Source organism: Stieleria sp., assembly GCF_041595215.1.
In the GTDB taxonomy this organism is placed as follows: domain Bacteria; phylum Planctomycetota; class Planctomycetia; order Pirellulales; family Pirellulaceae; genus Stieleria; species Stieleria magnilauensis.
On sequence record NZ_JBFHKV010001214.1, the window covers coordinates 1 to 2,340 of the forward strand.

Consider the following 2,340-nt stretch of genomic DNA (forward strand, 5'->3'; position numbering starts at 1 on the left):
CCACGATTCGAACAATGCCGCCATCAGCAGGTACGTGATCAGGATCACCAACACAAACTGGCTGGTCAACACACTGATCAAGCTGTCAAGATTCCAGCCCGACCATTGGCCCAGGAACGTCGCCTGCATCTTGCTCAGCTTGTCCGCCGTCCCGGCCAAGTTGACTTGATAGCCGCCCCCGAGTTGACCGCTATCGGTCAGCGGTTGCACGATCTCACGTCTGATTTGTTCCATCGCATCTTCCAACGCGATTTCGGGCGGCGGAGACACTTCGATGGTGATTGCACGGACGCGTTCGCGGTGATTGACCTGTTCGGGACCGCTGGCCAACTCCACTTTCGCGAGGGCGGCCAACGGAATCAGTTGTCCTCCAGGCGTCGCGATCGGCAACGCTTCAATTTCTTGCGTCGTGTCGGCGTATTCCAATTCACCGATGATCGTCAGGTCAATTTTTTTTCCATCCAGGTAGTAATCACCGGCATAGGCACCGTCGATCAGACAGTTGGCCGAGAACCCGAGGTCGCGACTGCTGACACCCATCTGGGCCGCCTGGACCAATTTGGGCGTGATGTGGATTTCCGGGCTGGACAAATCCAGGCTCGGAATCGGCCGTGCTTGAGCGGTCGGCATGATCTGCTTGACCTTGCCGATCGTCTGTCCCCCCAACGCGACCAACTTGATCAAGTCCGGTCCGGTGATCTCAATCTCGATCGTTCGTCCGGCGGTCAGCCCTTGTTCGAACAGACTCGATTGCTTGGCGACGGCAAAGGTCCCCGGCATCGAAGCACCGACTTGTTGCACCAGCGGAACGAGTTCACCGGCGCGCTGACCATCGTAGGCCCGAATGCCCATGAACACCTGCCGTCCGCGGGCGACAAAGAAAAAGTCGCCGATGGCGGGGAAGTCCAATGCGGCGGCTTCGGGACTTTCGGGATCCACATCCCAGTAGGGACGCAGTGCGGTTTCGACGGTCTTGCCGGCTGCGGTCAACTGATCCAGGTTGTATCCCGGCGGCGGCAGCAAAATCCCGAACACCAGGTTGCGGTTTCCGGTCGGCAGATACTCGACCTTGGGCCAAAACGACCAACTGATTCCGACTGCCAGCAGAACCAACGTCGCAGCCACCCCAAGCCGGCGCAATACGCCGCGTTGGATCCAGTCATTGAATCCGACGGTGCCCCGAACAAAGGTTTCGCCCAACGCATGGACCGGCCACAAGATGAATTGTGTGATGCGATGGCTGCTTTGCCGCGAGGATGGGTCCGACGGGTCGTCACGATCGGGTTGGGACTGAAACAGCCGCGAGGCCGCGGTCGGAATCACCGACATCGAGATCAGCAACGACAACGCGACCGCGGCGCTGATCGCCAGTGCGATGTCCCGGAACAGTTGTCCGGCTTCTTCCTGGACAAACACGATGGGCAAGAACACGGCAACCGTCGTGATCGTCGAGGCGGCGATCGCGCCCCAAACCTCTTGGGTTCCCCGCACGGCCGCGGTGACTGCGGATTCGCCCGACTTGAAATGGCGGTAGACGTTCTCCAGCACGACCACGGCGTTGTCGACCAGCATGCCCACCGCAAACGCCAACCCGGCCAAGCTGATCACGTTCAATGATCGGCCCAGCACACCCAGCACCAGGAACGATGCGATGATACTGGTCGGGATCGCCAACGCCACCACCAGCGCACCGCGGGCGAACCAGAACCCGGCAACCAGAATGATCGCGATACAGATCAAAAAGAACCAAGGCGACAGGTAGGCCGCCGCCAACGAGCTTGCGATGATCAACGGGATCGTCACGATCGTCCGCACGCCCAAGTGCAAAAACAGCATCAACACGATCATCGTCAACGCACCGCCGATGAAGATGTTCTGTTGCACCAACTCGATCGACGAATAGATGTACTCGGTTTCGTCGTAGACCTGAGTCAGTTGCAGCCCCCGCGGTTTTAAAATGTTTTCATCGATGTCCTGATTGGCGGCGCGTAAGCCGGCCATCACGTCCAACACGTTGGCATCGGTTTCGCGCAAACAGTTGATCGCGATACTGGACTCACCGAATCGTCGCACCAGTCCGTCGGGCTTCTTGTAACCCAATTCGACTTTGGCAACATCGCGGACGAAGACGGGTGCCCCGTTGGTGACCGACAACAACTGTTGTTCGACCTGTTCCGGGCTGCGGAATTGGCCCATCGCACGCACGACCCACCGCCGTTTGCCTTCCCAAAAATCTCCCGCCGACGTGTCTTTGTTTTGACCCTGCAAGACGTTCCGGACATCAGCCAACGTCAACTGTCTGGCAGCCAGCTTTTCGGGATCGACGATGACTTGCAATTC

The 2,340-nt window shown here is 58.8% G+C and carries 1 protein-coding gene; it reads right to left on the reverse strand.

What is annotated here, in order from left to right:
• On the reverse strand, nt 1-2,340 hold a 2,340-nt coding region (locus ABX749_RS29805; RefSeq protein ID WP_372899239.1), incomplete at both ends, for an efflux RND transporter permease subunit.